Here is a 26,033-nt window from a genome sequence, read left to right as displayed (position 1 = left end):
CACGACAATAAACAGTTTGTAGTAATCCATCAAATGACATAAATACGATTCGTATTACTATCAGGTGCAGGTTTTCAACGTCCAGCCAGAGTAATCGCCCTCATGATGACCCTCCCGAATCACCTGCCTTGCACGCCCGAAACCGACGAACTGCTGACCCTGCGCAGCAGTGGCGCCGCGCAACGGGCACTCGACTATTACCTGAAAGAAGATGTGTCGGCGCCCACGCCTGACGCCGCGTTTTTCGACATCAGGCCCGGCATCAGCCAGGAAGACGCCCTGGTGCACGCATCGGACCTGCTACGCAGTGCGGCGGCAGCCGCCTATGAATCAGCAAGCAACCGGCAGGGCAACCAGCGGGACCTGGCCTTTTCGGTGGTGTATTTGATTGATATGGCCAAAGCGATGGTGGAACAGGCAGTGCAGGTGCCTGCTGCCCAGGCGGACGCCTGACAGGCACGTAAGAAAAATATTTCTATCACACGGATAAAAACATTTGACTTGCAAATGATAATGATTATTATTGGGATCAGCTGATCGCGAGATCAGTCGATAGACCAAGGGACCTTAGGTCGGACTCTTGGAATATCTCCTCATCAGGCTAATCACGGTTTTTGACCCGGCTCTTTGGCCGGGTCTTTTTTTTGCCAGTTTTTCTGGCGTGGCTTCAGGCTAATGAAGACTGTGTGTTGCTTGATGGCGCGCATGGTAGCAAAAGAGCATCGCCAAAAGAAAGCCGATCGAACGCTCTAGCCCGGATCTTTGCGAAATAGCGCTTGAGAATCAATCTCATAGAATCTAAGCTGCCTCGGCGTCAAGGACGACGCCCCCTTCCCCGTGCAACAATTTTGCACCAAGATTTTGCCTCACTCCTGTGTAAGATATCTGCCACAACAATCCTACGCAGGCAGCCAGCCCATGACAGTGGCCTTGACCTCCATCAAGATCAGCACCGACTTCGACAGCGGCAACATCCAGGTCCTGGATGCCAGCGACGCTTATCAGTTGTTGCTGGCGATCAAACCCGATACTCGCAGCGCACATTTCCAATGGTTCCACTTCAAGGCCGAAGGCATGCATGTGGGCCATACCCACACCTTCCGCCTGAGCAACGCCAGCCATTCGTCATATAAAAATGCCTGGAGTGGTTACAACGCCGTGGCGTCCTACGACCACGTCAACTGGTTCCGCGTGCCCACGCGTTTTGATGGCGATACATTGCACATCAGCCTGCAAACCCGCGAGAAGCAAGCCTGGTTCGCCTACTTCGAACCGTATAGCCGTGAGCGTCACGACTGGCTGATCGAACAGGCCCTGAACCGCGCCGGTACCCAACTGCTCGCCACCGGCAAAAGCGTCGAGGGCCGTGATATCCAGCTGCTACGCCGCGGCAAAGGTGGCGAAGGCCAGCGCAAGGTGTGGATCATCGCCCAGCAGCATCCCGGCGAACACATGGCTGAATGGTTTATGGAAGGCGTCATCGAGCGCCTGCAACAGGACGGTGATGCCGAGCTGAAAAAACTCCTGGCCGTCGCCGACCTGTACCTGATCCCCAACATGAACCCCGATGGCGCCTTTCACGGGCACCTGCGCACCAACGCCATGGGCCAGGACCTCAACCGTGCCTGGCAGAACGCCAGCGAGGCGCTCAGCCCGGAAGTGCTGTTCGCCCAGCAGCAAATGGAGAAATACGGCGTCGACCTGTTCCTCGATATCCATGGCGATGAAGAAATCCCCTACGTCTTCACCGCAGGCTGCGAAGGCAACCCCGGTTACACCCCGCGTATCGAAGCGCTGGAAAAACACTTCCGCAGGCACTTGAGCGCCCTGACCCGCGATTTCCAGACCACCCACGGCTACACCCGCGACCTGCCGGGCGAAGCCAACATGACCCTGGCCTGCAATGCCGTTGGCCAGCAATACGACTGCCTGTCGCTGACCCTCGAGATGCCCTTCAAGGACAACGACGACGCCCCCAACCCGAAAACCGGTTGGTCCGGTGAGCGCTCCAGGCAACTGGGCAAGGACGTGTTGAGCACCGTGGCCGATATCGTCACCACCCTGCGCTGACCCGCCCTGCCCCCCGGCATCAGCCTTTGGTGCCGGTCATGCTTTGCAGCACACCGTCGCGACGAATCAACCCGTGAAACAGCGCCGCCGCCAGGTGTAACAGTACTGTCAGGAACAACAGGTAGGCCAGGTAGCCATGGGCCTTGCGCAGCAGCGCAAATAACGGTGCATTGGCCGCTACCAACGCCGGCAATTGCACCGAACTGCTGAGCATCACCGGGTCACCGGCCGCCGAAATCATCGCCCAGCCCAGCAGCGGCAGCACCAGCATCAACGCATATAACACGACATGGGACGCTTTGGCGGCCAGCACTTGCCACAGTGGCAGGTCAGCCGGCAACGGCGGCTGACGGGTGGAAAAGCGCACCACCAGCCGCACGATCACCAACGCCAGAATCGCGATACCCAGTGGCTTGTGCAGATGAATCAGCCACTCGTGACGCTCCGACACCGACGCCGCCATGCCCGCGCCGATAAACAACATGGCAATGACCATCAACGCCATCAGCCAATGCAGCAGGCGGGCCAGAGGCGCGAAAAACCGTGGTTGGGCATTCATGGTTTCGACTCCTGAGGGGCACTGTGCAGCGGGCTGACTTCGCCAGCGCGGCGTACGTAGGAACTGGCATAAGCCGCCGAGCGTGCAGCCAGCAGCGGGTCATTGGAGGCTTGGATACCGCGGGGCAGAATCAGCGGGTCAAAGTTGATATCGCGGCAATCGCCGTCAGCCTGCGGTTGGCTGCTTTGCAGCACCAGGGTGCCGGCGTTGAGCACCTTGTGCTCGCCGGTCCAGGCTTTGCTGGCGTCGTCCAGCGGATCGCCGGGGTTGGCCAGGGTCAGGTTCAGCTGCCAACGCAGCGGCCCGGAAGCCAGACGCTGCACCAAATCCTTTTCGAGAAAGTCAGCGCCAGGCGGCGCGGTGTCACCCGTCGCATCCTGGCTCTGTGGCACTACGCCCCAACGCACCGCCTGGCGCTGGCCATCGGCGTTTACCAGGTAAAAGGCATTGATGCCGTTGTAGGTTTCGGTCGCGTAACTGGCCGAGGGCTTGGCAGTCTTGACCCACGCCAGGAACGGCGCCGTCTCGGGGTGCGCGGCAAAAAACGCCGGCATACTGGCCGGGTTCGGCTTGCCGGTGGCCGGCTCGGGTGCGCCGGCCTTGAGCATCTGGTAAAACGCCTCAGGCGTGCCCACCGGGAACACCGGCATGCTGTTCATCCCCGTACGCCATTGCTGGCCGTTGGCCTGGCTGAACTGCACCGCGAAACTGCGGATCGGCACACTGCTGTCCGGCGCGTAGGGGTTGCCGCTGGGCAAGGCGAATCGGCCGATCACCGGGGTTTTCGCCGCGCTGAACACCTGGGCACTGGAGTAAGCGCGCGCCTCGGGGCTGCTCTCGAAGTAACCGGCCACACACACGCCCTTGGCATGGTTACGCCGAAACCCAGGGTGTACACCGTTATTGGTTTCCAGGGCATTGACCAGGGTTTTGGGACGCAGGCGCTGTGGGTCAAGCGTGCCGTTGACGTAGGCGAATGCCCCGGCAACAACCGCCACTACACTGCCAATACACGCCAACCTGACTAACAAACTGGCGGTACTGAGGGGCGTACGTGGCGGCGATGAGTGATCTACCATGAAAAACTCCAGGGCACGTGGCCACAGGGAAAATGAACTATGAGACGAATCCCACGTAGGTCTATTCCCTTTTCACTGTAGTTTTTTCAGAGCAGATGCGTTGCCAAACCGAGCGTTCTTCTAAACCGCGTTGAAGACTGCCGGGCGCTTGTTTATAAACGCCTGCATGCCCTCCTGTTGATCCGGCGTCGCGAACAGCCCATGAAACAGTCGGCGCTCCAGGCGCACGCCATCGTGCAACCCAAGTTCCAAGGCTTGCTCAACCGCCTCCCGCGCCGCCCGCGTGGCGGTGCGCGAGAACCCGGCAATCTGTGCAGCCACCGCCAGCGTCTGCTCCATCAAGTCTGCCGCCGGGTACACACGCGACACTAACCCGGCCTGGAGCGCCTCTTGAGCCATCATCGGCCGTCCGGTCAACACCATGTCCATGGTCTTGGCCTTGCCGACCAGCCCGGTCAAGCGCTGGGTCGCACCCATGCCCGGAATAACGCCCAGTTTGATTTCCGGCTGGGCAAAGGTCGCCGTATCGGCGGCGAAAATCATGTCGCACATCATCGCCAGCTCACAGCCGCCGCCGAACGCATAGCCGGCCACTGCGGCAATCGTTGGCGTGCGCCGGCGGGTAAAGGCTTCCCAGCCGACGAAGTAATCCTCGTCGAGCATGTCCAGGTAGGACTTGGTACTCATCTCCTTAATGTCGGCCCCAGCGGCGAAGTATTCAGGCGTGCCGGTGATGACGAAACAGCCGACCTGCGGGTCCTGGTCCAGCACTTCCAGACGGCTGATCAACTCCGTCATCAGCGCCGAACTCAACGCATTCTTGACCTGGGGGCGATTAAGCCTGACCAGTACCACTCGACCATGACGTTCTATTAATACATTCATAAAAACCTCTGCTGATTAATGTTGTGCCTCAATGCCGCCGTTTCAGGAATCCCAGATCGCGCCATAAGCCGGTATGCCACGGGCTTCCATTTCATGCACCACGCGCTCGGTCAACGCCTGGTTGGCGATACAGATCACCGCTTCTGCACCGAAGGTTTGCACCGCGCCGTAGGCCAATTGCACCAAGTCCGGTTTACCACGCTCATCGGTGTCCCAGATCAATGCCCCGGGCTGAGCACGCAGGATTTCGTCCACCAGTTCATCGCCATAGGTTTTGCGCGGGCTGCGGGTAGACCAGATCAACTGGATCGGCACTTGGGCGGCCAGCAAATGCGGCATGACCGGGCCGATCCCACTGCCGGTGGCGATATACACCACTGACTTGAACAGGGTTTCCACATTAGCCACGCCCGCCGTGGTGATGCCTTTGACCCACACGTGGCTGGGCAGGTCTTCGATGAAGCGCCCAGTCCAATCGCCCGCACGCGATATGATCAGGCGAAACCCCGCCGCCTCTGGTGCAGGAATATTGGCAAACGAATGCCACTCCAGCAGAGGGTTGCGGCTGATCGCAGTGGATGAACCGGCGAACGGCGTGGTGTGCTTGAAGCGCGTAATCACCGCATGCCCGGAAGGCCGTGTGTGTTCAACGGCGACCTTGCGCAGACGCAACCATGGCAGGGCAATGCTCAGCGTCAGCAGCACCAGCATCCAGAATGATCCACTGTGTAATAAGCTGGTCGAAGTCTCGCTGGACGCCAGTAACGTCAACGCCCAGAACAGTAACAGCGCGCTCCAGCCGGCAAACCGATGGACCCGCTCGAAGCCATTATGGAATCGGCTGCGAATCCACGGCTGCGCCATGCTCACCATCAACAGCAACAGCCCGAGCAACACACCCGTGAGCCACAACCAGGCTGACGACACGCTATCGGGCTGGCGCAGATAGCGTGCAACCTGAACGCCGACCATCGCTATAAACCAGGCGGTCGCCGCCAGGGCCGCGCCACTGTGCAGCCCGCCGAAGTGGTAAACCTTGGCCACGCTGCGCCGCACACGCAACGGCCAGGTAACTGGCACACGGGTTGCCAGCCAGAACAGTGCATTGATCAGGTAATGCTGACGAATCAGGATGGCCAGCGACAGGTTGATCAGCACCATGTCCGAAAGCCTTTCAACCGTAATGGCAGCAAAATCGACCGCCAACAGTACAAACACGGCATTAACCAACAACACCAGTGCCACCAGGCGGTTGTAGTAGGAAAACACCGGCAGTGCAGTCCAGCGACGCCACAACGCCGGTTTGGGTGGTACAACGGCACGGGTCAGTGCATCAAGCATGGCGAGCCACCTCGGCCGCGAATGCCTGTTGCAGCAGCAAGGCCTTGTCGATTTTGCCCCTGGCGGTCAGCGGAAAAGCCTCCACCGCGTAGATGGATGTCGGCACGCAGTAGTAGGCCAGGCGCTCCTGGCAGCGGGCTCGGCACGACTCGACGTCGGCACTGACGGGCGAGACGAAAGCCACCAGGTTACGGCTGTCCAGCTTCAAAGTGACCGCCCGCATGCAGCCATCGCCCGCCTCCAGGGCCGTAGACACAGCGTCCAGTTCCACACGAAAGCCACGCACCTTCACCTGATCATCGACGCGCCCCAAGTGTTCCAGTTGACCGTCTGCCGTCCAGCGCCCCAGGTCCCGCGTGCGAAACATCATTGCGTCACCGCCCATAAAAGGGTCCGGGCGATAGCGCTCCTGCGTCAGCTCGGTATTGTTCAAGTAACCGGCCGTTACCCCGACGCCGCCGGCCCACATTTCACCGATCTCACCCAGTTCACAGGCGCGACCGTGTTCGTCGAGGACATACACGGTGTTATTCGGAGTCGGTTTGCCGATGGTCAACAACGTGCCGGGCACATGCCGGTGCAACGTGTTGACGATGGTGGTTTCGGTAGGCCCGCAGCCGTTGTAGAACGTGCAATGTTCGGCCCAACGCTCGGCCAGCGCTTGAGAACAGGGCTCACCTGCCACCGCAACCACCTTCAGGTCAGGACACTGCGCCGGGTCAAGGTTCGCCAGTATCGAGGGGGTGGCGATCAGCACGTGGCATTGCGCAGCGGTTTGCGCAATGTCTTTATCACGAATCAGCAAGGTCGCCCCATGGGCCAAGCAACCGAGGATTTCCCAGGCGGCCATATCAAAGCCGATATTGAGGATTTGCCCCACGTTACGACCCGGCGCCATGCCCATCTGCCCCGGCTGCGTGAGCAAGATATTGCACACGTTGCGGTGGCTGACACACACACCGTTGGGCCGCCCGGTCGTGCCGGAGGTGAACAGCACGAAACACAGGTCATCGGTGTCGGCAGCGGCGAACACCTGAGTGTTGTCCTCGGCGACCCAGGGCTCTTCGGCCAGGAACGTGTCCAGGCATACACTGCGCTGCGTCGCATCGGCCGGCAGGCGATCGGCCAGGTTCGACAAGGTCATAATCACCGGACTGGTCAACGACTCCAGCACCATGCCCAATTGCAGCGTCGGCACGATTCTGGCGTCTTGAGGCACATACGCAGCGCCCACCTTCAACACCGCCAGAAGCCCTACCAGCATGGGAATCGAACGCTCGACAAACAGCCCCACGGTGTCGCCGCGCTTCACGCCCAGATCAATCAGGCGCACGGCCAATCGATTGGCTTGACGGTTGAGTTGTTCATAACTGATACGCTGTCCCGCCCACACCGCCGCAATCGCTTGTGGCGTCAACGCCGCTTGCACCTCGATGGCCTGGTGTACGCGGTCGTGGCCCGGCTTGGCCGATGGCCCGCCCCCCCATTGTTCAAACACGATCCGCTGCGCGGCAGGTAAGTGAGCCAGCGCGGGGCGGCGATAAAACTGTTTATCGGTCGGAGAAATGGTCATGCCTGCACCCTCATCAATTAACCGCAGAAATTGTTCGCGGTTGTTACGAGGGTTGATTGAGGTGTGGGAGCGGTATTACAGGCCCGAGTGCATTGCAGATATCCCCTACAAAAGAGCGCAATATTCCTATAGTTATTGATGGAATAACCTACGTCGGCCGGCGTCTTCCTCTGCACAATTGACCAGAACCCACGCCCATGCACGAACTCGACGATCCGTTACGTGAACTCATCCCCAGGCTGCGACGTTTTGCCGTGTCCCTGACGCGTAACGCCAGCAGCGCCGACGACCTGGTGCAGTCCACGCTCGAGCGGGCGCTCATCAGCTGGGCCGACAAACGCCTGGAAGGCGACCTGCGCGCCTGGCTGTTCTCGATCCTCTACCGCCAGTTCCTCGACGCCCACCGGCGCAGCCGCCGTTATGCACGCATGCTCGAATTCTTCACCGGCCGTGACGATGCACAACCCTCGGTGGAGCGCACAGTGATGGCCCAATCGACCCTGCACGCCTTCGACCAACTCAACACCGAGCAACGTGCACTGCTGCTGTGGGTGTCGGTCGAAGGGTTAAGTTACAAGGAAGTCGCCGAGATCCTGGCGGTACCGGTAGGCACCGTGATGTCGCGCCTGTCCCGTGCGCGCCAGGCCTTGCGTCAACTCAGCGAAGGCGAAATTACCAGCCCTGCCCTGCGGATACTCAAATGATCAGCCTGCCCCCCAGCGAACACGATTTGCATGCCTACGTCGATCACCAACTGCCCGAGAGCGACCGCCGTGTGCTTGAAACCTGGTTGGCTGCCCACCCTGAAAGGGCCGCCCAGGTACATGCCTGGCAACAGGATGCACAAGCCCTGCGCGCCGCCTTGAGCGGAACCTTGCAGCAACCGGCCAACCCCGACCTCGACCCGGCACTGATTCGCCAACGCATTCGGCATCAATCGCGCCGGCACCTGGCCAGCGCCGCCGTGCTGCTGATCGCAGTCTGCCTCGGCGGGCTTGGCGGTTGGCACGCGCGCGAAGCGACCCAACCATCGATGTTGCCGATGGCCGACGCCATGCAGGCGTTTCGCCTGTTTGCCCAGGACGGCATCATGCCCGCCGACTTCAGCACCGAAGATGGCGGCACTATGCAAGCCTGGCTGGATCGCTATTTCAACCAGGCCCATCGCCTGCCCGATTTGAGCCAGGCCGGTTTCAAGCCCGTGAGCGGGCGCCTGCTCACCACTGAGCAAGGTGCGGCGGCGATGGTGTTGTACGAGGATCAGCAAGGCCATCGCATCAGCTTTTACATCCGCCCACCGGGACCGGAAAACGGCTTTTTGCCGCGCGGCAGCCGCAGCGAAGATGGGTTGCAGGCCGATTACTGGTCCGGTGGAGGGTACAACTATGCGATGGTCAGCCCGGTGGATCAGGCGGCTACGCACTTGCTCAAGTTCTAGAGGATCAAGACCGGCTTTTGTGGGAGCGGGCAAGCCCCCACATTTTGACCGCGTGGACCTTCAACGGACGCGGCGTTAAAAGCCCACATCCAGCACCACATTATCAATGTAGGTGCCGCCCGGCGGCGTGGCTTGGTCAGTGTAGATCTTGGCGTTGTAGTTGAACACTTGGCTGCCGGTGCCCAGGCCGTTGCCGGGGTTGATCTCGGCCGAGGAACTGGCCCGCCGTGCTGCGCCCACACTGCCCCAGCGTGTGGTGCCGGCACTCATGAAGATGTCGTAGGCCAGGAAGCTACCGCCGGAAATCATCCGCCGCCGTCCGCCCACGCTCACCGGGTTCTGCCCATCACTGAGGCCGACGGTGTAGGCACTGCCCTTGGTGCAGGCCACACTGGCCTGGCCGTTGACGGTGGCGAAGGCGCTGACCACCGGCGCACTGCCGAACGCAATCGGCGGCGTGGTGATCTGGCAGTCGTTGACCACCGTCATGCTGACGTTCAAGGTCGTGGTGCCGTTGTTGATCTCACGGCCCAGACAGGCCCCAGCAATACCAATGCCCGAGCAATAGTTCCAGTTCCAGAAAATACTCAGGGTTTCGCTGTACACCCCCGACGCCACGTTGCTGCCAAGGGTGGTGGCGAAGTACAGCGGCACGACTTTGGTGCCCGGCCCGAACACCAGGCCAAGGGAGGCGGCAATGCCGCCACTGCCGCCAAAATCGAACGCGGTGCCGCGTGTCATCGGGAACGCCGTGGTGTTGTTGGCATAGATCGTATAGTTGATGACATCACCGGTCGGCCCCACCAGGCCACCTTGGGGCGAACCACTGACGGTCGCGTAAAAATGGTCATTGGAGGCCAACACCGACAATAGCGCCGGCGTGCAGCTGAAGCCGGCATTGGTGGTCGAACTGGGCTGAGAGGTGGTGCGCACGGTCATCGAACTCACCGTCGTGCCAAAGCTGGCCGGTACGCTGGCCACCACCGAGCACACGGCCTGCACCTGCGCCGACACGCCCAGGCTTGCCAGCAACAGGCACCGCAACAGCCATTCCTTGACCCGCACACGCACACTCCTTATGTCATTGGCACACCAGTGGCCCGATCAGTGGCACCTGGGCCTGGGTGGTATCCAGCTCGAACATTGCCTGGCAGGTCTGGCCGTCACCCAAGGTGACTTGCAAGGTGTTATGGGCGGCCAGGTTCTCCAGGTACACCAGGCCGTCCCACCCCACCACCGCCTGCGCGCCGCTTTGCTCGTGTCGCACCTGGCTGCCCAGTGGCAAGTCCTGGTGCTGGGCGTCGACCAAGGTGATGCTCGCCGCGATCACCTGGCGCACCGGGAATTCCAGCAAGTAGCCACTGCCACGGCGCACGGCCACCCGTTGCTCGACGTTGGGCACCTGCACGTTCGATGGCAGGTTCAGTGGGTCGATCTCATATTTGGCGCGGTAGTAAGCACTGGTCCACGGCACCAGCAAGTGCCCGTTGCGGTCGGTTTCGCCCACCACCTGGTTCTCGTAGCGCACCGGTACACCACTGACCCCATCGGTGCTTACCACCACAAACGCATCGTTGACGCGGTTGGCGGCAAATATTTGATTGTCCATCCACACCAACGAACCACTGGCGTCCGCCCACCGAGTTTCCGCGTCGCTGCTGCCGTACACGCCGGCCTGCAACTGCACCGACTGCAGGCGCCAGGTCAGGTCAGCCTGGCGATAAGCCGGCCCATCACCGCTGGCGTAACCCAGGTTGAAGCCCACGCCGCCTTCAGCCGGCACTGCTCGGCTGTAGTTGACGCGCTGCTGGCTCGCGCCGGTTTTACTGCGCTCGGTGCCCACGCTGAGGCTGCCGTAGACGTCGAACGGCACCACCACCTGCGCCTGCACCGCCCAGCTGCTATCACCCACTTCATGGTTGGCCGACAGGTAAAAACTGCTGTTGCGCCACAACGGCTTGCTCCAGGTCAGGTTCACCAGGCGGGTGCGCGAATCATCCGCCGCCTGCACATCGAAATAGCCGACGCCCAGGCTGCCAAAATTGTTCAGGTTCAGGCTCAAGGTCGCCTGCTGGCTGCGCTTGCTGAGGCTGGCGTAAGGCGTGTCGATCAGGCTCAAGTCGGCGTATTGCTCACGGCGCTCGACCCGTTGATACGAGAGGCTGTAGCGCTGGTTGCTGTATTGGTAGCCCAGGCTCAGTTGCTGGCCGGTCCTGCCGTCGTACTGGCTTTGGCTGACGGCGGTATTGAGCACGCCGAAGTTACCGACCCGCAGGTTGCCGCCGACACCGCCCAGGGTCAGGTCACTGGAGGCTTCGGCATGGCTCTCGAGGGTAAATGCATCCGAGATGCCGTAGCGAAAGGTGCCGCTGGCCACGCCAGGGCCATAGCCAAAGTCCCGTATGGTGTAGTCGCGGCGCAAATTACCCGCCGCCACCGAGAAGTCCGACAAGCCCTTTTGCAGCAAGGTACTGGTGACATAGAACGGCACCGTGGTCGACACCTGCCGGCCCAGCGCATCGGTGGTGACCACCACCGCCTCGCCGGCGCCGTTGATAAACGGCACGTTGGTGAGGGTGTACGGCCCCGGCTGCAGATCAGCACTGCTGGATTTATAGCCATTGATAAACAGGTCCACCGAAGACGGTACCGCCGCCTCCCCGGCAAACTGCGGCAGCGGGTAGGTGACCAGGTCCGGGCGCACGCCAAAGTCCCGCGACAGCTGCACACCGCCCAGGCGCACCGAGGTGCTCCAGGGCAAGGCGCCGCTGATCACATCGCCGGCTTCATAGGTCAACAGGCGCTCATCGTCGGAGAACCGCCACGTGGTGTCATAGCGCCGATAGCCGTTGTCGAGCGAGCTGCCAGCGGTTTCCCGGCCAATGGTGGTGCGGTATTGGCCGGTGTTGGACAACGTGCCCCAGGTATCGAATAGCCGCACTTCGTTGAAGATACCGAGGTAGGTGCCCGCATCGTCCGTGTTGTTCAGGTAGGCGTCATAGTTGAGCAACGCGCCGAAGCTGGTCAGCGCCTGGGTGCGTGGGTAGTTGTTGCGGCTGCCGATAAATTGCTCCGGCAGCCAGGCCGGCGGCACGCTCAGTACCAGGCGCTGGCCCTGGCTGTCGTAATCGGTGTGCAGGCCAGGAAAGCTTTCCAGCGCGACTTCGCCAGGCACGGCACCAGGCAGCTTCACACCGACTTCCTGCAACACCGACGCAGGCAAAAACAACTGCCCGGCACGCTGATTGACGGCGACCACACGGCCGGTGTCCATCTGGTTGACCACCAGTTCCAGGAACAACTGCGCATCGGCAACAGCCTCCATACTGCTGGGCGGGGGCGGCAACGGCGCAGCGAAGCCCGGCGGCGCCAGCACCCAGCCAGACAAGCCGCCCACCACCCACACCGATCGCCATAGACATCGAGCCCGATCCTGGCTCACCAAGGCTTTGTGCCCATCAATGGACATCTCCATCCGTTGTTAACACCAGGGCCTACTCCATGCCCTGCCACACTGAGTTAGCGTCCTGGCGCGAGATTCTCCACTTGCGTTGCCCCATTGATGCGCACCTGCAGCGGCTGATCGGCCGGCAAACCATCCGGCACCGGCCAGCGCATGGTCGCGCCCGGCAGCACATAGCCCATCAAGCCCTCTACCAAGGGCCGCGGCTGGCCGCCCTGCTTGAAGGTGGCATCGGTGAGGCGCGCATGCACGGCGCCCTGGTTGCGCATCTCGACGTAGTTGCGCCCGCCCACGGTGACTTTTTTCCAGCTTAAATCCGGCTTGCCGGCGGTTTTCGGGTCACGGTCACGGGTGCCGTCGACCTTGCTCCACAGGCCTGGACCGTAGGCAAACAATGGCACCGAATAACGCATCTGGAAGCGGATAGCAGCGGCGGTCTTGCCATCCGCCGGAGCCGGCGGTGGTGTGGCCGAAGGGATCTCATCGATGATGATGCGATAGGCCAGCTCCTGGCCGGGCGGCACTTCTTTGGTTCGAGTCAGGCGCACCAATTGCTTTTGCCCAGGCTCGATTTTCGCCACCGGCGGGCTGCCAATCACATCGCGCTGGTTCTGGTATTGCTCGTCAAAACCGCTCTGGGTCCAGGCAAACACGCGGATCTGCAGGTTGGCGGTCTCGGTGCCGCGGTTCTCCAGCCACAGCGCGCTGGCCTGTTGATCGGCTTCCAGCACCGGGTCAATCGGCCAGATCAGCACCGAGCTGGCCGCCTGGGCCTGCCCCGCCGCCAACATCAACAACCCGCTCAAACCCGCTGCCCACCCGTGCCGGGAAGCTGCACACATAGATCTCACTCCTTATACCGATCGCCTTACCACGACAGCTGCACCTGCAACGTGTCGCTGTACGTCCCCCCAGGCTGGTTACCCGGTAATTGCACTCGCCCATAAATCGGCAAGGTGATGTTGTTGGCGTCGCTGTAGGCCACGCTCACGCTTTGGCTGATCCCCAGGCTCTGGCTGAACGCCGCGTCCCGAAACAACTGATAAACCACCTGGGCGGTGCCGCTATTGAGCTGCATCCGCCGTCCGCTGTTGTTATGCAACCCGCCATCGACACTCATGCTCAGCGCCACCCCCGGCGTGCATTGCAGGGTCACGCCGCCCGTCAGCGCGACAGACGCCGTGCTGGTGGCCAACGCCGAATAGGTGCCGAACGCCAGGCTGCCGTAATTGGTACCGCCGCCGACCACCAGGCAACCTGGCGTGATCGTCGCGCTGACCTGGAACGACTGGCTGGTCACCGCCAACAGCGACAGCGGCATTCCCCAGCCGATGCACACCGCCAACGCCGCACACCCTGCCCGGCCCATGGCACTTAGAACGTCAGGGTCACGTTAACCGTGTCGGTGTAAGTACCGGCCGGTAAGCCCGCCTTGCCATTGGCCTTGCCGTAGATATTCACGGCCTGGGCCACGCCAGTGCTCGGCGCCAGGTTGATCACCCCGCCGATGGCCAGCAGCGTCGAGTGGCCGCTGTCGGTGTAGAGGTCATACGGCACGTAATTGGCCACCCCGTCATACAGCGCGCGACCACCGCCCACGGACTGGCCGTCGTGGGCACCGGCAGACACCGTCAACGTCGGTGAAGTACCCGCCGAACACAGGATCGACAACGCCCCGCCACCGCCGCCCAGCACCTGGCCGTCGGCTTCGGTGAACAGGCTGTTGGCGGTACCGAAGTTCAAGTTACCGAAGCTCATCCCGCCGGTGGCTGCGGCGCCGTTGACCTGGCAGCTGCTGGTGAGCACCAGGGTGGCGCTGACCGTACCGGCCACCGTCGCCGCCTGTGCGCCCGACACCCACGCCAACGCCATCAATGGAAAAACCGCCTTTGCTATAAGTGCATGCATGATGTCCATCCTCATCGTTTACCAATCCAGAGTCACCGTCAGGGTGTCTGTGTAGATGCCGGCCGGTAAGGCCCTGGTATTCGCCACCACCGAGCCGAATACCGGGATCGGTACTTGTGTGCCCTTGGTCACGACGAAATTGCGTTGCTCGCCAATGCTGTAGCTGCGCCGGCCGAGCGAGTCAGCCGACAGTTGATAGGGAATGGTCTGGCGCCCGTTACTCAGGCGCCTTGTGGTGCCATCACCATGGGCGCCGCCGTCGATGGTCACGGTGAAGCTGCTGACCACCGAGGGGTTGCAGGACACCGACAGCGGCGCCTTGCTGCCATCGGTAACACCCGCACCCAACGGGTGGCTCCATGTAGGCCCCTGGGTGCCGAAATCCAGTAGCGCACTACCGCCGGCGGGGCTCACCGGCGCGCTCTCGATGTCTTTGCTCACCTGGCAACTGGCGGTGATGACCAGCCGAGCGTGGATCTGCCCGGCGACCGCCGCTTGGGCGTCATCGGCCAGCAGCAACAGGCCGCCCATGGCCGCCAGGGCCAAGCTGCGGCTTACCATGTGACGGTGACCTTGAGCAGGTCGGTGTAGCGACCGACCGCCGGGATGTCCTTGAGTGGCTCAATGCGCCCATACAGCGGCAGGTCGACACTGCCGGAGTCGGGCACACGCCCGCTCAGCGGTTCATTGACCGGCAAAGCGATACGCCGCGCGGCATCGGCATAGATACGATAGGGAATCGGTTTGCTCGAGGGCGTCGCAGCACTCAGGTAGCGCACTTCGCCGCTGCCGCCATGCAGGCCGCCGTCAACGCGCAGTTGGTAAGGGGTGTCGGGGTTGCACTCCAGGCGCGGTTGGCGCTGGCTGATAAGCGCCGCACTCAGAGGCCCGGCCGGGTCATCCAGACGCGGGCCGCTGCCAAAATCCAACACGCCAAGTTGCTCGATGCCCGCACTGCGGGTGGTGCCCACCAACTGGCAGCCCCGTTGCACGTCGATGCGCACCTCCACCTGGAGTTGCGCAGCGTAAACCGTGCTGCAGAGCATCGTGCCCATGACTGCCAAAACGCCTCGTCCCTTCACGGCCCCAAATCCTTGTACAGGGGTGATTGCTCTGTAAGAGGTTAGCCTCAAAGGGCGAAACTGCCAGTCTGGGCCGGGTGGCGGGCGTTACATGCCTTTTCGAGATAGCGGGGGGCGCCGTTCTGTATTGGTCAAATCGACGCGAGCGCCCTAAAGTGGGCAACCACCGACATACAGAGTGACGTGCATTGGTTGTGTTTTCCCTGATTCAGCGTCTGCTGGGTAAAAAAACCGCGCTGACAGGCGCCTCGCCTATCCCGGCGTTCTTTGAAAACAAGGCCCGAGACCAGGGCTATACCCTCAGCGCCGGCCAAACCCAGGCGATTACCGCCCTCGCCCGCGAAACCCGGCACCTGCTCGCCGGCCAGCCGACGCGCAGCCTGTACCTGCACGGCCCGGTGGGGCGTGGCAAAAGCTGGCTGCTCGATGGGTTTTTCCAGGCGCTGCCGATTGCACAAAAGCAACGCGTGCACTTCCATGCATTTTTCACCCGCCTGCACCAAGGCATGTTCCAGCACCGCGAACAGGACGACGCCCTGGGCGTGACGTTGGACGAGCTGCTGGCCGATTGCCGGGTGCTGTGTTTCGACGAATTCCACGTCCACGATATCGGCGATGCCATGCTCATCAGCCGCCTGTTCCAGGCCTTGTTCCAGCGTGGCGTGCTGGTGCTGGTGACCTCAAACTACGCCCCCGACGGCCTGCTGCCCAACCCGCTGTACCACCAGCGCTTCAAGCCGGTGATCGACTTGATCGCCACGCGCATGCAGGTGCTGGAAGTCAGCTCGCCCGAGGATTTTCGCAGCTTGCCCCAGGCCCATGCCGAACAGCGTTTCACCGGCGGCCAATATGTATGGCCCGGTAGCGCCGCCCAGCGCGAAGTCCTCGGGCTGCCCGCCACACCTGGCGCGGCGCAAACCCTGAAGGTCGGCAACCGCCGATTGCTCTGCCGCAGCCATCAGGCGCGCAGCATCGTGTTCACCTTCAACGACCTGTGTGAACAGCTCACCGCCGTGATGGATTACCTGTTGCTGTGCGAGGATTTCGACCACTGGGTCATCGACGGCCTGCCCTCCCTGGCTGACTGCCCGATCGCCGTGCAACAGCGTTTTATCAACCTGGTGGACGTGCTCTACGACCAGGACAAGCGCCTGACCCTGATCGGCCAGCAACCCCTGGCGCGTGCCCTGGAAGGCCAGGCCATTGACCTCGCCCGCACCGCCAGCCGGCTGAACCAATTACAAACGGTGTGCCCGCAACCCGCGCCCGACCCGGTATCATGAGCGCCTTTCACGCCCACCTTGCCGAGTGACCGCGCCGTTCATGAATACCCTCGCCCAACTCAAGGCTGGCCAATTGGCCGGTATCAAACGCCTGGACCTGTCTTGCGGGCTGACCGAATTTCCGCCGGAAATCTTCGAGCTGGCCGACAGCCTGGAAATCCTCAACCTCACCGGCAACGCCCTGAGCAGCCTGCCCGACGACCTGTATCGGCTGGCGCACCTGCGCGTGCTGTTCTGCTCGGATAACGCCTTCACTGAGCTACCCGCCTGCCTGGGCCAGTGCGCCAACCTGAGCATGATCGGCTTTAAAGCCAACCAGATCAGCCACGTACCCGCCGCCGCGCTGCCACCACAGTTACGCTGGCTGATCCTCACCGACAACTGCATCAGCCAGTTACCCGGCGAGCTGGGCGAGCGCCCACTCCTGCAAAAGCTGATGCTGGCCGGCAACCACCTGACGGACCTGCCGCATAGTCTGCTCAACTGCAAAAACCTCGAGCTGCTGCGTATCGCCTCCAACCGCTTCACCCAACTGCCGCCATGGCTGCTGACGCTGCCGAGCCTGACCTGGCTGGCCTATGCCGGTAACCCGGTGGAAATCGCCGTTGAAGTGGCGAGCGATGATGCAACGCCGAATATCCCTTGGGCTGAACTGGAACTGGGCGAGGTGTTGGGCGAAGGCGCTTCGGGGATCATCCGCAAGGCGTTGTGGAAGCCGCCAGCGTTGCCGGTCGCGGTCAAACTCTACAAAGGCACGATCACCAGCGACGGCTCGCCGCTGCATGAAATGCAGGCCTGCATCGCCGCCGGGCTGCACCCGAATCTGATCAAGGTGGAGGGGCGCGTGGTCGGCCACCCGGAGGACCAGGCAGCCCTGGTGATGGACCTGATCGACCCGAGTTACCGCAACCTCGCGGCCTTGCCGAGCCTGGCGTCATGCACCCGCGATATCTACGCACCGGGTACGCGCTTCAGTGCCGAAGTGGCTTTGCGCATGGCACGCGGCATCGCCTCGATGGCGGCGCATCTGCACCGACATGGCATTACCCATGGCGACCTGTACGGCCACAATATTCTGTGGAATGCGGCGGGTGATTGTTTGCTTGGGGATTTTGGCGCGGCGTCGTTCCATGTCACGGCAGACACGCAGGAAACCAGGGCGTTGCAACGCATTGAAGTGCGTGCATTCGGGGTGTTGCTGGGGGAGTTGTTGGAGCGGGTAGAAGAAGGCTTCAATAATGAAGCACTGGTGGCGCTGCAACAAAGCTGCTGCCAGCCCGATGTATTGGCGCGCCCGAGCTTTGAAGAAATCGAAGCGTTGCTGCACGCTCTGCCACACCACTAAACCAATGTGGGAGCTGGCTTGCCTGCGATAGCGGTGGATCAGTCACTGAGTAGGTGAATGTTCCACCGCTATCGCAGGCAAGCCAGCGCCCACATTTTTTGCCGGCATTTATTCAGCGATAAATCAGCCAGCCAACCCGACGAACATATCCTGCACGTCATCATGGTTGTCCAAGCCTTCCAGGAAGGCTTCGACTTCAGCCATCTGCTCATCGGTCAAACCGCTGACCGGGTTCTTCGAGATGTAGCCCAGCTTGGCCGACAACACGGTGAAACCCTGCTCTGGCAGTGCTTTTTGCACCGCATCAAGATCGGTGGTTTCGGTGATGAACAAGGTGCTGCCTTCTTCTTCGCCGTCTTCAAAATCCTGTGCGCCGGCTTCAATGGCGGCCATTTCCGGGTCGGCGTCCGGGCTGTCCGGCGCGGCGTCGATCAGGCCGACGTGGTTGAAGTCCCACGCCACGGAACCGGAAGCGCCCAGTTGGCCCTTACGGAAGGCCACGCGGATTTCTGCCACGGTACGGTTGATGTTGTCGGTCACGCATTCAACGATCAGCGGCACCTGGTGCGGGGCAAAACCTTCGTAGGTCACGCGGTGGTACTGCACGGTTTCGCCGAGCAGACCGGCGCCCTTCTTGATCGCGCGTTCCAGGGTTTCCTTGGGCATCGAGGCCTTTTTGGCCTGTTCTACCACCAAACGCAGGTGGGCGTTGGTCGCGGTGTCGGCGCCGTTGCGGGCGGCGATGGTGATTTCTTTCACCAGCTTGCCGAAGATCTTGCCCTTGGCATTGGATGCCGCTTCTTTATGTTTGACTTTCCACTGTGCGCCCATGACTCACTCTCTTTTCGTCCATCGCGCCGAAACGTCTACTGGCCGGCGCTTTGGGGGCAGAGTTTATAGCGCAAAAACACTCTAATCCACCAAAAAACCGGCCAAGTGCCTCAGGTGCGCAAGGGTTTGATCGTGACGTTGCGGTCGGGCACAAAGTCGCCAACCTGCGCCAGCGCGGCGGGCCTGGCGTTCCAGTAAGGCATCAGCACCAGTGAAGAAAACAACGCCGCGCCGGCAAATACGATAAACACCGTGACCGTATCGAAGTAGCCCGGCAGCAGGCCGCCAAGGATCGCCCCCACCGAACCGCAACCGTTCACAAAGCCTGCGGCCGTGGCGCCGGCCTTGGCGGTGCCGAAGTCGATGGCCGCCGTGCTGCTGATCATCGAGTCAGGCCCATACAGCGTCAGGCCCATCACAAACAGCAGGGCCATCACCAGCATCACGCTACCGGTGTGCAGCGCGCCCATGAACAACGCCAGGGCCACGGTCAGCGCCAGCAGGCTGAGCACACAGGCCGGCATGCGCCGGGCGCCGAAGAGTTTGTCGGACGCCAGCCCGATCATGATCGGCCCCAGCAACCCGGCCAACTCGAACGCCGTGGGCACGATGGCCGCACCCACCTTGCCCACCGAGGGCATTTGCTCATAAACGATCACCGGCCCCCACAACAGGATCGCGTAACGCGCCGGTTTCAACAGAAAGTACGCCAGGCCCAAGACCAGCACCGTACGGTTACGCAGAATCGCGCGCAGCGGTTCCAGCACGCTGACTCGCTGTGTGTCGGCCGCCACGACCGGCTCCGGCTCAACAGCCGGCAAGCCGACATCCTGCGGTGTATTGCGCTGGAAGATAAAGAACAGCACAGCCACCACCGCCACCACCGCCGCGCTGGAAATAAACGCCGCATGCCACGTGCCGATCAGCGTGTAAGCCCACCAGCCGGCAAAGGGCGATGCCACCAGGCCACCAAAGGCGTAGCACGAACTCCACAACCCCAACACCCGCCCGCGTTGCTGCGCCGGGAAGAAACTGCCGAGGTTTTTGCACAGCCCCGACCAGCCGGTGGACTGCGCCAGCCCCTGGATCAACATGCAACTGATAAAAATCGGCAAGGTGGCAAAGGTGCCCATCACCAACGCCGCTGCGGCAGAAATCAACAATCCGCCCAGCACCACCACCCGTGGCCCGAAGCGGTCCGCCAGCATGCCCCAGGTGAATTGCCCCACGGCATAGGCCGCCAGGTACAGGCCATCAAGGTTGGCCATCATCATTTTGTCGAGGGGGAAACTGGGGTCATCGACGATGCCCAGCTTGGCCACCGAAAACGCTTTGCGAGTGAAATAGAACGCGGCGTACGCCAGCCAGGTGATGGCGAAAATCTGCACGCGCCAACGCTTGATGCTACCCGTTTGGATATTCATTGTGGTTCTGACCTCAGGTGAGTGTGCCGGCAGGATCTAGAAGCAAATGCCTGTTGTTTTTATGGTTGAGCACTGCAATGCCAAGCCCTGGAGGGCGCGGCATTGGTCAGATGGGTCCGGTTTGCCAGAACCCATGGACGCCGCGGTTGTAGGACTCAGCCGTCGGCGGTTGGCGTATCAAAGCAATGGCTGACTAATAGGTAAAATCGATTTATCGTATTTCACCTATAAGCTCAGCTTGTAAGAGGATCTGCGATGTCGGTTTCCCACGCCCAGCTCAAAGCCTTCCACGCCGTGGCCGTACACGGCAGTTTCACTCAGGCCGCTGAACGCCTGTTCCTGACGCAACCGGCGATTTCCGACCAGGTGCGCAAGCTCGAAGAACGCTTCGGCGTGCTGCTGTTTCACCGCAACAAACGCGCCGTGCGCCTCACCGACCTGGGCGAGCGTCTGCTCGGCATCACCCAGCGCCTGTTTGTGATCGAGGCCGAAGCCGAAGAGCTGTTGCAAGACTCCCGCGCCCTGCTCACCGGCACCCTCACCCTGGCCGTGGACGCGCCCGTGCACGTGTTGCCGCAGATCGCACGCTTCTGCCAGTTGTATCCGGGGATCAGCGTCAAGATCGAAACCGGCAACACGGATGAATCGCTGTTTCGCCTGTACAACTACCAGGCCGACCTGGCCCTGCTGGGGCGCGATGTCGACGATGAACGCCTGCTGTCGTTGCCGCTGCCCGATGAGCAGCTACTCGCCTTTGTGGCGCGCAACCACCCGTGGGCCGGGCGTGAATCCATCTGCCTCGCCGACCTGGATGACACGCCGCTGGTACTGCGGGAAATCGGCTCGGTCACCCGTCAGACCCTGGAGCAGGAAATGCGTCAGGCCGGGCTGCGCATCCGCCCGGCGATCCAGGTGGAAGGCCGCGAAGCCGCGCGGGAGGCGGTGGTGGTGGGGATTGGTGTGGGCGTGGTGTCGGCAGCGGAACTCGGCGCCGACTCGCGGGTGTATGCCCTGCCGATCCGCGATTGCAGCCAGCGCATGAAGGAAACGCTGGTGTGCCTCAAGGAGCAGAGTTCGCGGCGGGTGGTGGCGACGTTTCTCGATATTGTGCGGGACAGTTTGCGCTGAGTTTTAGGGCCTCATCGCGGGCAAGCCCGGCTCCCACAGTTGACCGAGTAGTACCTGAGTAACCGGACCAATGTGGGAGCCGGGCTTGCCCGCGATGGCCTCGACTCGGTCTTCAACTCAAGACGCCAACTCAAAGAACGCCTGAATCAGCCGCAACGAGCGGCGCCGCTCCATACAGCCGAGCATATGCCGGTTCAACAACCCATCGCCCTGAATCGTCACGGCCTGCACACGCGGGTCCTGGCTGACTTCCATTGACGACACCACGCCTACGCCCAACTCGGCCGCCACGGCTTCGGTCACCGCCTCGCGGCTGTCCAGTTCCAGCAGCACCTTGGGCTGCACACCCGCAGCTCCACACGCATCATCGAAGGTTCGCCGCGTGATGGAGCTGGGCTCGCGCAATACCATGATCACCTCGTTGAGCTGTTCCAGGCGAATGCCCTTGGGCAGTGCCGCCCACGGGTGGCTGGCCGGGACAAGCGCGCAAATCCGCGACTCACTCAACGGCTGCAGGTGCAGGCCATTGCGCGGTTCCACCTCCGTCAGCACCGCCACATCCGCATGCTCGGAGAGCAGCGCCGCCAGGGTTTCCTGGGCATTGCCCAGACGCAGGTTCACGGTGATGCCGGGGTAACGGGCACGCAGGCTGGCGATCATCGGCATCACCAGATGCGGGCCGTCCGCGGCCACTTCCAGGCGTCCGCTGAGCAACTGCCGATTGGCTTCGAGCAACGCCTGCGCTTCATCCACCAGACCGAAAATTGCCCGAGTGATCGCGGCCAGACGCGTGCCCTCCTCGGTCAATTCCACCCGCCGGGCGGTACGGCGCAACAGCGCGATCTGGTAGTGCTCTTCCAGGGCCTTGATGTGCCCGGTCACCGCCGGCTGGCTGATGAACAGCCGTGCGGCGGCACGGGTAAAGCTGCCCTCGCGGGCCACGGCATCGAATGCACGCAGTTGAAACAAATTCATAGCTATCGGCCTCACTGATAGCTCGCATAACAACAAACAATTTGATTGATGACAAGCCAAACTGCAATTTAGGCGCCGTAGCTTCACCCCCCAATGACCTTGCGAGGACTTGAGATGAGCACTGCCGCGCCGATCCTGCTAACCCCTGGCCCCTTGACCACTTCGAACCGCACCCGTCAGGCAATGATGGTGGATTGGGGGTCATGGGATGACCGCTTCAACCAACTGACCGCCAGCGTCTGCACACAATTGCTGGCGATCCTGCACGCCACCGACAGCCACCACTGCGTGCCCCTGCAAGGCAGCGGCACCTTTGCCGTCGAAGCGGCCATTGGCACCCTGGTGCCGCGCAACGGCAAGGTACTGGTGCTGATCAACGGCGCCTACGGCAAGCGCCTGGCGAAGATCTGCGAAGTGCTCGGCCGCGACTTCAGCACCTTCGAAACCGCTGAAGACGAACCCACCACCGCCGCCGACGTCGACCGCCTGCTGCACGCCGACTCGGCGATCACTCACGTCGCGTTGATCCACTGCGAAACCAGCACCGGCATTCTCAACCCGCTGCCGGACATCGCGCAGGTGGTTAAACAGCACGATAAACGCCTGATCATCGACGCCATGAGTTCCTTCGGCGCACTGCCGATCGACGCCCGCGAAGTGCCGTTTGACGCGCTGATCGCCGCCTCGGGCAAGTGCCTGGAAGGCGTGCCGGGCATGGGCTTTGTCTTCGCCGACAAACAGGCACTGGCGGGCGCCCAAGGCAACTGCCATTCCCTGGCGATGGACTTGTTCGACCAGCACAACTACATGGCCAAGACCGGCCAATGGCGCTTCACCCCGCCGACCCACGTGGTCGCCGCGCTGCACGAAGCCTTGCTGCAATACCAGGAAGAAGGCGGCCTGCCCGCACGCCATCAACGCTACGCCGACAACTGCCGGACGCTGCTCGACGGCATGGCCGCACTGGGCCTGCGCAGCTTCCTGCCAGCCGCCATCCAGGCGCCGATCATCGTCACCTTCCATGCGCCAAAAGACCCGCGCTACCAGTTCAAGGACTTCTACGAGCGGGTCAAGGCCAAGGGTTTCATTCTCTACCCCGGCAAATTGACCCAAGTAGAAACCTTCCGCGTCGGCTGCATCGGCCACGTTGACGCGCAGGGCATGCAGGCGGCGGTCGAGGCGATCGGCCAGGTGCTGCAAGAAATGGAAGTGCTGGACATCTGATTGCCCCCATTACCCACAGGATTTGAACCATGAACTATCAAAACCCCAACACCCTCCAGGCCGTGATCCTCGACTGGGCCGGCACCGTGGTCGACTTCGGCTCTTTCGCGCCCACGCAGATCTTTGTCGAGGCGTTTGCCGAGTTCGACGTGCAAGTCTCCATCGAAGAAGCCCGTGGCCCGATGGGCATGGGCAAGTGGGACCATATCCGCACGCTCTGCGACCAACCGCAGGTCGCCGAACGCTACCGCAAAGCCTTTGGCCGCACGCCGACCGATGACGACGTGACCTCGATCTACCAGCGTTTCATGCCCTTGCAGATCGAGAAAATCGCCGAGCACTCGGCCTTGATCCCCGGTGCCCTCGACACCATCGCCCGCCTGCGTGTGCAAGGCATCAAGATCGGCTCCTGCTCCGGCTACCCCAAACAGGTGATGGACAAGGTGGTCGCCCTGGCCGCCACCAACGGCTACATCGCCGACCACGTGGTCGCCACCGACGAAGTGCCCAACGGCCGCCCGTGGCCCGCCCAGGCACTGGCCAACGTGATCGCGCTGGGCATTGACGATGTGGCGGCGTGCGTGAAGGTCGACGATACCGTACCGGGCATCCTCGAAGGCCGTCGCGCCGGCATGTGGACCGTGGCACTGACCTGCTCCGGCAATGCGCTGGGCCTGACCTACGAGCAATTTCGTGATCTGGACGCCACCGCCCTGGCCAGCGAGCGCACACGCATCGAGAAGTTGTTCGAGGGTTCGCGACCGCACTACCTGATCGACACCATCAACGACCTGCCTGCGGTGATCACCGATATAAACCAGCGCCTGGCCCGCGGTGAAATGCCGCAAAGCGACTGATTGAGATCAAAACAACAGCATTTACGTCAGGCGCACCGCTCAAAACCGGCATACAGTTATAGGATTCCGTCGCGAAAGAACGGAAGTATGCCCTGATGAGTGAGGAACCAAGCGATGCCGTGGAAAAACTCCGATACCCGCTACAGCACCATGTCGATTGCGCTGCACTGGTTGATGGTGGTGCTGCTGGCGGTGGTTTACGCCTGCATTGAGTTTCGCGGGATCTTTCCCAAAGGCAGTGGCGGGCGGGCCCTGATTGTAGAAATGCACTACATGTTCGGCCTGACAGTGTTTGTGCTGGTATGGCTGCGCCTGTTTGCCCGCACCTTGGGCGTTGCACCAAAGATCGTGCCGGCACCGCCGCAATGGCAATCGGCACTGGCAACACTGATGCATCTGGCGCTGTACCTGTTCATGATCGGCATGCCGATTTTCGGCTGGCTGATCGTCAGTGCCCAGGGCCATTCCGTGATGTTTTACGGGATCGAGTTGCCGCCCTTGATTGGCGAAAACAAAGACCTGTCCAAACAGATCAAAGAATGGCACGAGCTGGGCGGCACCGTCGGTTATTGGCTGATCGGCCTGCATGCCGTGGCCGGCCTGTATCACCATTACTTCATGCGCGATAACACCGTGTTACGCATGATGCCCAAGCGCTAGCTCTCCATGCTCCGGCGGCCTTGTAGGCCGCCGGTGTGCACGAAGATCAAGCGAGTGCCGGGGGCGAAGCGTCCGGCCTCGATCTGTTGCTTCAACGCCAGCAAGGCCTTGCCAGTATAGAGCGGCTCCAACGGTAAGCCGCCTGCCTGTTCCGTCGCCTGGATAAAATCGAGCAATAACGGGTCGACCTTGGCGAAGCCGCCTCGGCTCGCGTCCAGCAATTCATAGCCGTGCTGCACGATGGCCTGCACGTTCTGGGCAACCCCGTGATCATCCGGCACCGCCAAGGCGCCGAACACCGGATGCACGCCCGCCTCTGCCAGCGCCAACCCGGCCAGTGTGGTGCCGGTGCCCGCCGCCAACCACCACGCGTCGTAATCAGCCCAGCCGAGCCTGTTCAGTTGAGCGCGCACCTGCTCAACCAACACCCCGCAACCCATTGCGCCGGCCCTTCCACCGCCGCCCTCGGGCACGGGATAAAGATGGGGATACTGTTCGCGCCATGGCCGCCAGAAACCGGCGTCGTGACGCGCACGATAACCGCCGTACCCCAGCCAATGCAGGTGCATGCCGAAGGCTTTCAGATCAAGGATGGTGGGCGTGTCTTGAGGGTGGCCGCGCAACAGGCCGACGGTGGGGAAATCAAAATGTTTGCCGGCCGCCGCCAACGCGTGCAGATGGTTGGAATGAGCGCCGCCCAGGCTGATGATCCCATCGGCACCGGCCTGTTGCGCATTGGCCAGGTGCTGGGTGAGCTTGAACCACTTGTTGCCGCTGATCAGTGGATCGATGCAGTCCAGGCGCAGCACGGCCAACTCGACCCCGTTCAGCCAGCCGAGCGGCAACGGTTCAAGCGGTGCCTGAGGAAACCAGTCGAAGGGACCCATCGGGGGATATCTGAATGAAAA

26 protein-coding genes are annotated in these 26,033 nt (G+C 61.9%); 10 read left to right on the top strand and 16 right to left on the bottom strand.

The features are described from left to right. The first annotated feature begins 102 nt into the window (after positions 1 to 102). Positions 103 to 453: a DUF3077 domain-containing protein gene (locus AOA62_RS24530; protein WP_017136505.1), complete on the top strand. Its 351-nt coding sequence runs from the start codon at positions 103 to 105 to the stop codon at positions 451 to 453. Positions 454 to 918: 465 nt separating this feature from the next. Next, positions 919 to 2,070 (top strand): M14-type cytosolic carboxypeptidase, encoded by a 1,152-nt coding sequence (locus tag AOA62_RS24525; protein WP_099550041.1) that lies wholly within the window; start codon positions 919 to 921, stop codon positions 2,068 to 2,070. A gap of 19 nt (positions 2,071 to 2,089) precedes the next feature. Here AOA62_RS24525 and AOA62_RS24520 read toward each other — a convergent pair whose 3' ends face one another. The 5 genes from AOA62_RS24520 to AOA62_RS24500 all read right to left on the bottom strand — a co-directional run bounded on the left by AOA62_RS24520 (position 2,090) and on the right by AOA62_RS24500 (position 7,507). Beyond that, positions 2,090 to 2,629 carry a cytochrome b gene (locus AOA62_RS24520; protein WP_099550040.1) on the bottom strand — a complete coding sequence of 180 codons (540 nt, stop codon included), beginning with the start codon at positions 2,627 to 2,629 and terminating at the stop codon, positions 2,090 to 2,092. Further along, positions 2,626 to 3,708, bottom strand: a complete 1,083-nt coding sequence (locus AOA62_RS24515; protein ID WP_017136501.1) for a catalase family peroxidase — start codon at positions 3,706 to 3,708, stop codon at positions 2,626 to 2,628. The genes AOA62_RS24520 and AOA62_RS24515 overlap by 4 nt, the downstream gene beginning before the upstream one ends. A gap of 120 nt (positions 3,709 to 3,828) precedes the next feature. Continuing rightward, positions 3,829 to 4,593, bottom strand: coding sequence for an enoyl-CoA hydratase-related protein (locus tag AOA62_RS24510; protein WP_017136500.1), 765 nt, complete (start codon positions 4,591 to 4,593; stop codon positions 3,829 to 3,831). Between the two features lie 42 nt (positions 4,594 to 4,635). Continuing rightward, positions 4,636 to 5,934, bottom strand: a complete 1,299-nt coding sequence (locus AOA62_RS24505; RefSeq protein ID WP_099550039.1) for a hypothetical protein — start codon at positions 5,932 to 5,934, stop codon at positions 4,636 to 4,638. Beyond that, on the bottom strand, positions 5,927 to 7,507 hold the full coding sequence (locus AOA62_RS24500) for an amino acid adenylation domain-containing protein (protein WP_017136498.1): 1,581 nt from the start codon (positions 7,505 to 7,507) through the stop codon (positions 5,927 to 5,929). Before AOA62_RS24500 ends, AOA62_RS24505 begins: the two co-directional genes overlap by 8 nt. Positions 7,508 to 7,704: 197 nt before the next feature. Between AOA62_RS24500 and AOA62_RS24495 the strand changes: the two genes are divergently transcribed. Together AOA62_RS24495 and AOA62_RS24490 are read left to right on the top strand one after the other, a co-directional pair. After that, complete coding sequence (locus AOA62_RS24495; RefSeq protein ID WP_099550038.1) at positions 7,705 to 8,211, top strand: sigma-70 family RNA polymerase sigma factor; 507 nt, start codon at positions 7,705 to 7,707, stop codon at positions 8,209 to 8,211. Then, the gene (locus AOA62_RS24490) at positions 8,208 to 8,945 is read left to right on the top strand and encodes an anti-sigma factor (protein WP_099550037.1); all 738 of its coding nucleotides are present in this window, start codon (positions 8,208 to 8,210) and stop codon (positions 8,943 to 8,945) included. The genes AOA62_RS24495 and AOA62_RS24490 overlap by 4 nt, the downstream gene beginning before the upstream one ends. 75 nt (positions 8,946 to 9,020) lie before the next feature. Here AOA62_RS24490 and AOA62_RS24485 read toward each other — a convergent pair whose 3' ends face one another. The 7 genes from AOA62_RS24485 to AOA62_RS24455 form a co-directional block, all read right to left on the bottom strand. Then, a complete protein-coding gene (locus AOA62_RS24485) occupies positions 9,021 to 10,010 on the bottom strand; it encodes a spore coat U domain-containing protein (protein ID WP_099550036.1) in 990 nt (329 codons plus the stop codon). Between the two features lie 16 nt (positions 10,011 to 10,026). Beyond that, a complete protein-coding gene (locus AOA62_RS24480; RefSeq protein WP_099550035.1) occupies positions 10,027 to 12,420 on the bottom strand; it encodes a fimbria/pilus outer membrane usher protein in 2,394 nt (797 codons plus the stop codon). Positions 12,421 to 12,464: 44 nt separating this feature from the next. Further along, complete coding sequence (locus AOA62_RS24475; protein ID WP_017136493.1) at positions 12,465 to 13,199, bottom strand: molecular chaperone; 735 nt, start codon at positions 13,197 to 13,199, stop codon at positions 12,465 to 12,467. 77 nt (positions 13,200 to 13,276) lie between these two features. Next, positions 13,277 to 13,777 (bottom strand): spore coat U domain-containing protein, encoded by a 501-nt coding sequence (locus tag AOA62_RS24470; protein WP_026013649.1) that lies wholly within the window; start codon positions 13,775 to 13,777, stop codon positions 13,277 to 13,279. Positions 13,778 to 13,782: 5 nt separating this feature from the next. Further along, the gene (locus tag AOA62_RS24465; protein ID WP_026013648.1) at positions 13,783 to 14,316 is read right to left on the bottom strand and encodes a spore coat U domain-containing protein; all 534 of its coding nucleotides are present in this window, start codon (positions 14,314 to 14,316) and stop codon (positions 13,783 to 13,785) included. 18 nt (positions 14,317 to 14,334) lie between these two features. Further along, on the bottom strand, positions 14,335 to 14,877 hold the full coding sequence (locus tag AOA62_RS24460; RefSeq protein WP_099550034.1) for a spore coat U domain-containing protein: 543 nt from the start codon (positions 14,875 to 14,877) through the stop codon (positions 14,335 to 14,337). Further along, positions 14,871 to 15,362, bottom strand: a complete 492-nt coding sequence (locus AOA62_RS24455; protein ID WP_169988243.1) for a spore coat U domain-containing protein — start codon at positions 15,360 to 15,362, stop codon at positions 14,871 to 14,873. The genes AOA62_RS24460 and AOA62_RS24455 overlap by 7 nt, the downstream gene beginning before the upstream one ends. Positions 15,363 to 15,586: 224 nt before the next feature. On the opposite strand from AOA62_RS24455, the gene zapE reads away from it, so the two are divergent. Continuing rightward, positions 15,587 to 16,681, top strand: coding sequence for a cell division protein ZapE (zapE, locus tag AOA62_RS24450; protein ID WP_017136488.1), 1,095 nt, complete (start codon positions 15,587 to 15,589; stop codon positions 16,679 to 16,681). Between the two features lie 40 nt (positions 16,682 to 16,721). After that, positions 16,722 to 18,026: a protein kinase gene (locus AOA62_RS24445; protein WP_099550051.1), complete on the top strand. Its 1,305-nt coding sequence runs from the start codon at positions 16,722 to 16,724 to the stop codon at positions 18,024 to 18,026. 123 nt (positions 18,027 to 18,149) lie between these two features. On the opposite strand, the gene AOA62_RS24440 is transcribed toward AOA62_RS24445, so the two are convergent. Both AOA62_RS24440 and AOA62_RS24435 read right to left on the bottom strand, forming a co-directional pair. After that, positions 18,150 to 18,857 carry a YebC/PmpR family DNA-binding transcriptional regulator gene (locus AOA62_RS24440; RefSeq protein ID WP_099550033.1) on the bottom strand — a complete coding sequence of 236 codons (708 nt, stop codon included), beginning with the start codon at positions 18,855 to 18,857 and terminating at the stop codon, positions 18,150 to 18,152. A 110-nt stretch (positions 18,858 to 18,967) separates the two neighbouring features. After that, positions 18,968 to 20,281 (bottom strand): MFS transporter, encoded by a 1,314-nt coding sequence (locus tag AOA62_RS24435; RefSeq protein ID WP_017136485.1) that lies wholly within the window; start codon positions 20,279 to 20,281, stop codon positions 18,968 to 18,970. Between the two features lie 255 nt (positions 20,282 to 20,536). On the opposite strand from AOA62_RS24435, the gene AOA62_RS24430 reads away from it, so the two are divergent. Further along, the gene (locus AOA62_RS24430; protein ID WP_017136484.1) at positions 20,537 to 21,409 is read left to right on the top strand and encodes a LysR substrate-binding domain-containing protein; all 873 of its coding nucleotides are present in this window, start codon (positions 20,537 to 20,539) and stop codon (positions 21,407 to 21,409) included. Between the two features lie 117 nt (positions 21,410 to 21,526). Here AOA62_RS24430 and AOA62_RS24425 read toward each other — a convergent pair whose 3' ends face one another. Next, a complete protein-coding gene (locus AOA62_RS24425) occupies positions 21,527 to 22,384 on the bottom strand; it encodes a LysR substrate-binding domain-containing protein (RefSeq protein ID WP_017136483.1) in 858 nt (285 codons plus the stop codon). Positions 22,385 to 22,498: 114 nt separating this feature from the next. Here AOA62_RS24425 and AOA62_RS24420 point away from each other — a divergent pair, with 114 nt between their 5' ends. The 3 genes from AOA62_RS24420 to AOA62_RS24410 all read left to right on the top strand — a co-directional run bounded on the left by AOA62_RS24420 (position 22,499) and on the right by AOA62_RS24410 (position 25,125). Beyond that, positions 22,499 to 23,608 carry a 2-aminoethylphosphonate--pyruvate transaminase gene (locus AOA62_RS24420; RefSeq protein ID WP_099550032.1) on the top strand — a complete coding sequence of 370 codons (1,110 nt, stop codon included), beginning with the start codon at positions 22,499 to 22,501 and terminating at the stop codon, positions 23,606 to 23,608. A gap of 29 nt (positions 23,609 to 23,637) precedes the next feature. Continuing rightward, positions 23,638 to 24,465, top strand: a complete 828-nt coding sequence (gene phnX, locus AOA62_RS24415) for a phosphonoacetaldehyde hydrolase (RefSeq protein ID WP_099550031.1) — start codon at positions 23,638 to 23,640, stop codon at positions 24,463 to 24,465. Between the two features lie 114 nt (positions 24,466 to 24,579). Continuing rightward, complete coding sequence (locus tag AOA62_RS24410) at positions 24,580 to 25,125, top strand: cytochrome b (protein WP_017136480.1); 546 nt, start codon at positions 24,580 to 24,582, stop codon at positions 25,123 to 25,125. Here the strand turns inward: AOA62_RS24410 and AOA62_RS24405 are convergent. Further along, positions 25,122 to 26,012 (bottom strand): 1-aminocyclopropane-1-carboxylate deaminase/D-cysteine desulfhydrase, encoded by an 891-nt coding sequence (locus AOA62_RS24405; RefSeq protein ID WP_099550030.1) that lies wholly within the window; start codon positions 26,010 to 26,012, stop codon positions 25,122 to 25,124. The two genes, AOA62_RS24410 and AOA62_RS24405, sit on opposite strands and share 4 nt — an antisense overlap. Positions 26,013 to 26,033 lie beyond the last annotated feature (21 nt).

The organism is Pseudomonas sp. 2995-3 (assembly GCF_002742565.1).
GTDB lineage: Bacteria > Pseudomonadota > Gammaproteobacteria > Pseudomonadales > Pseudomonadaceae > Aquipseudomonas > Aquipseudomonas edaphica.
This window is presented reverse-complemented; position numbering and strand designations above follow the sequence as displayed.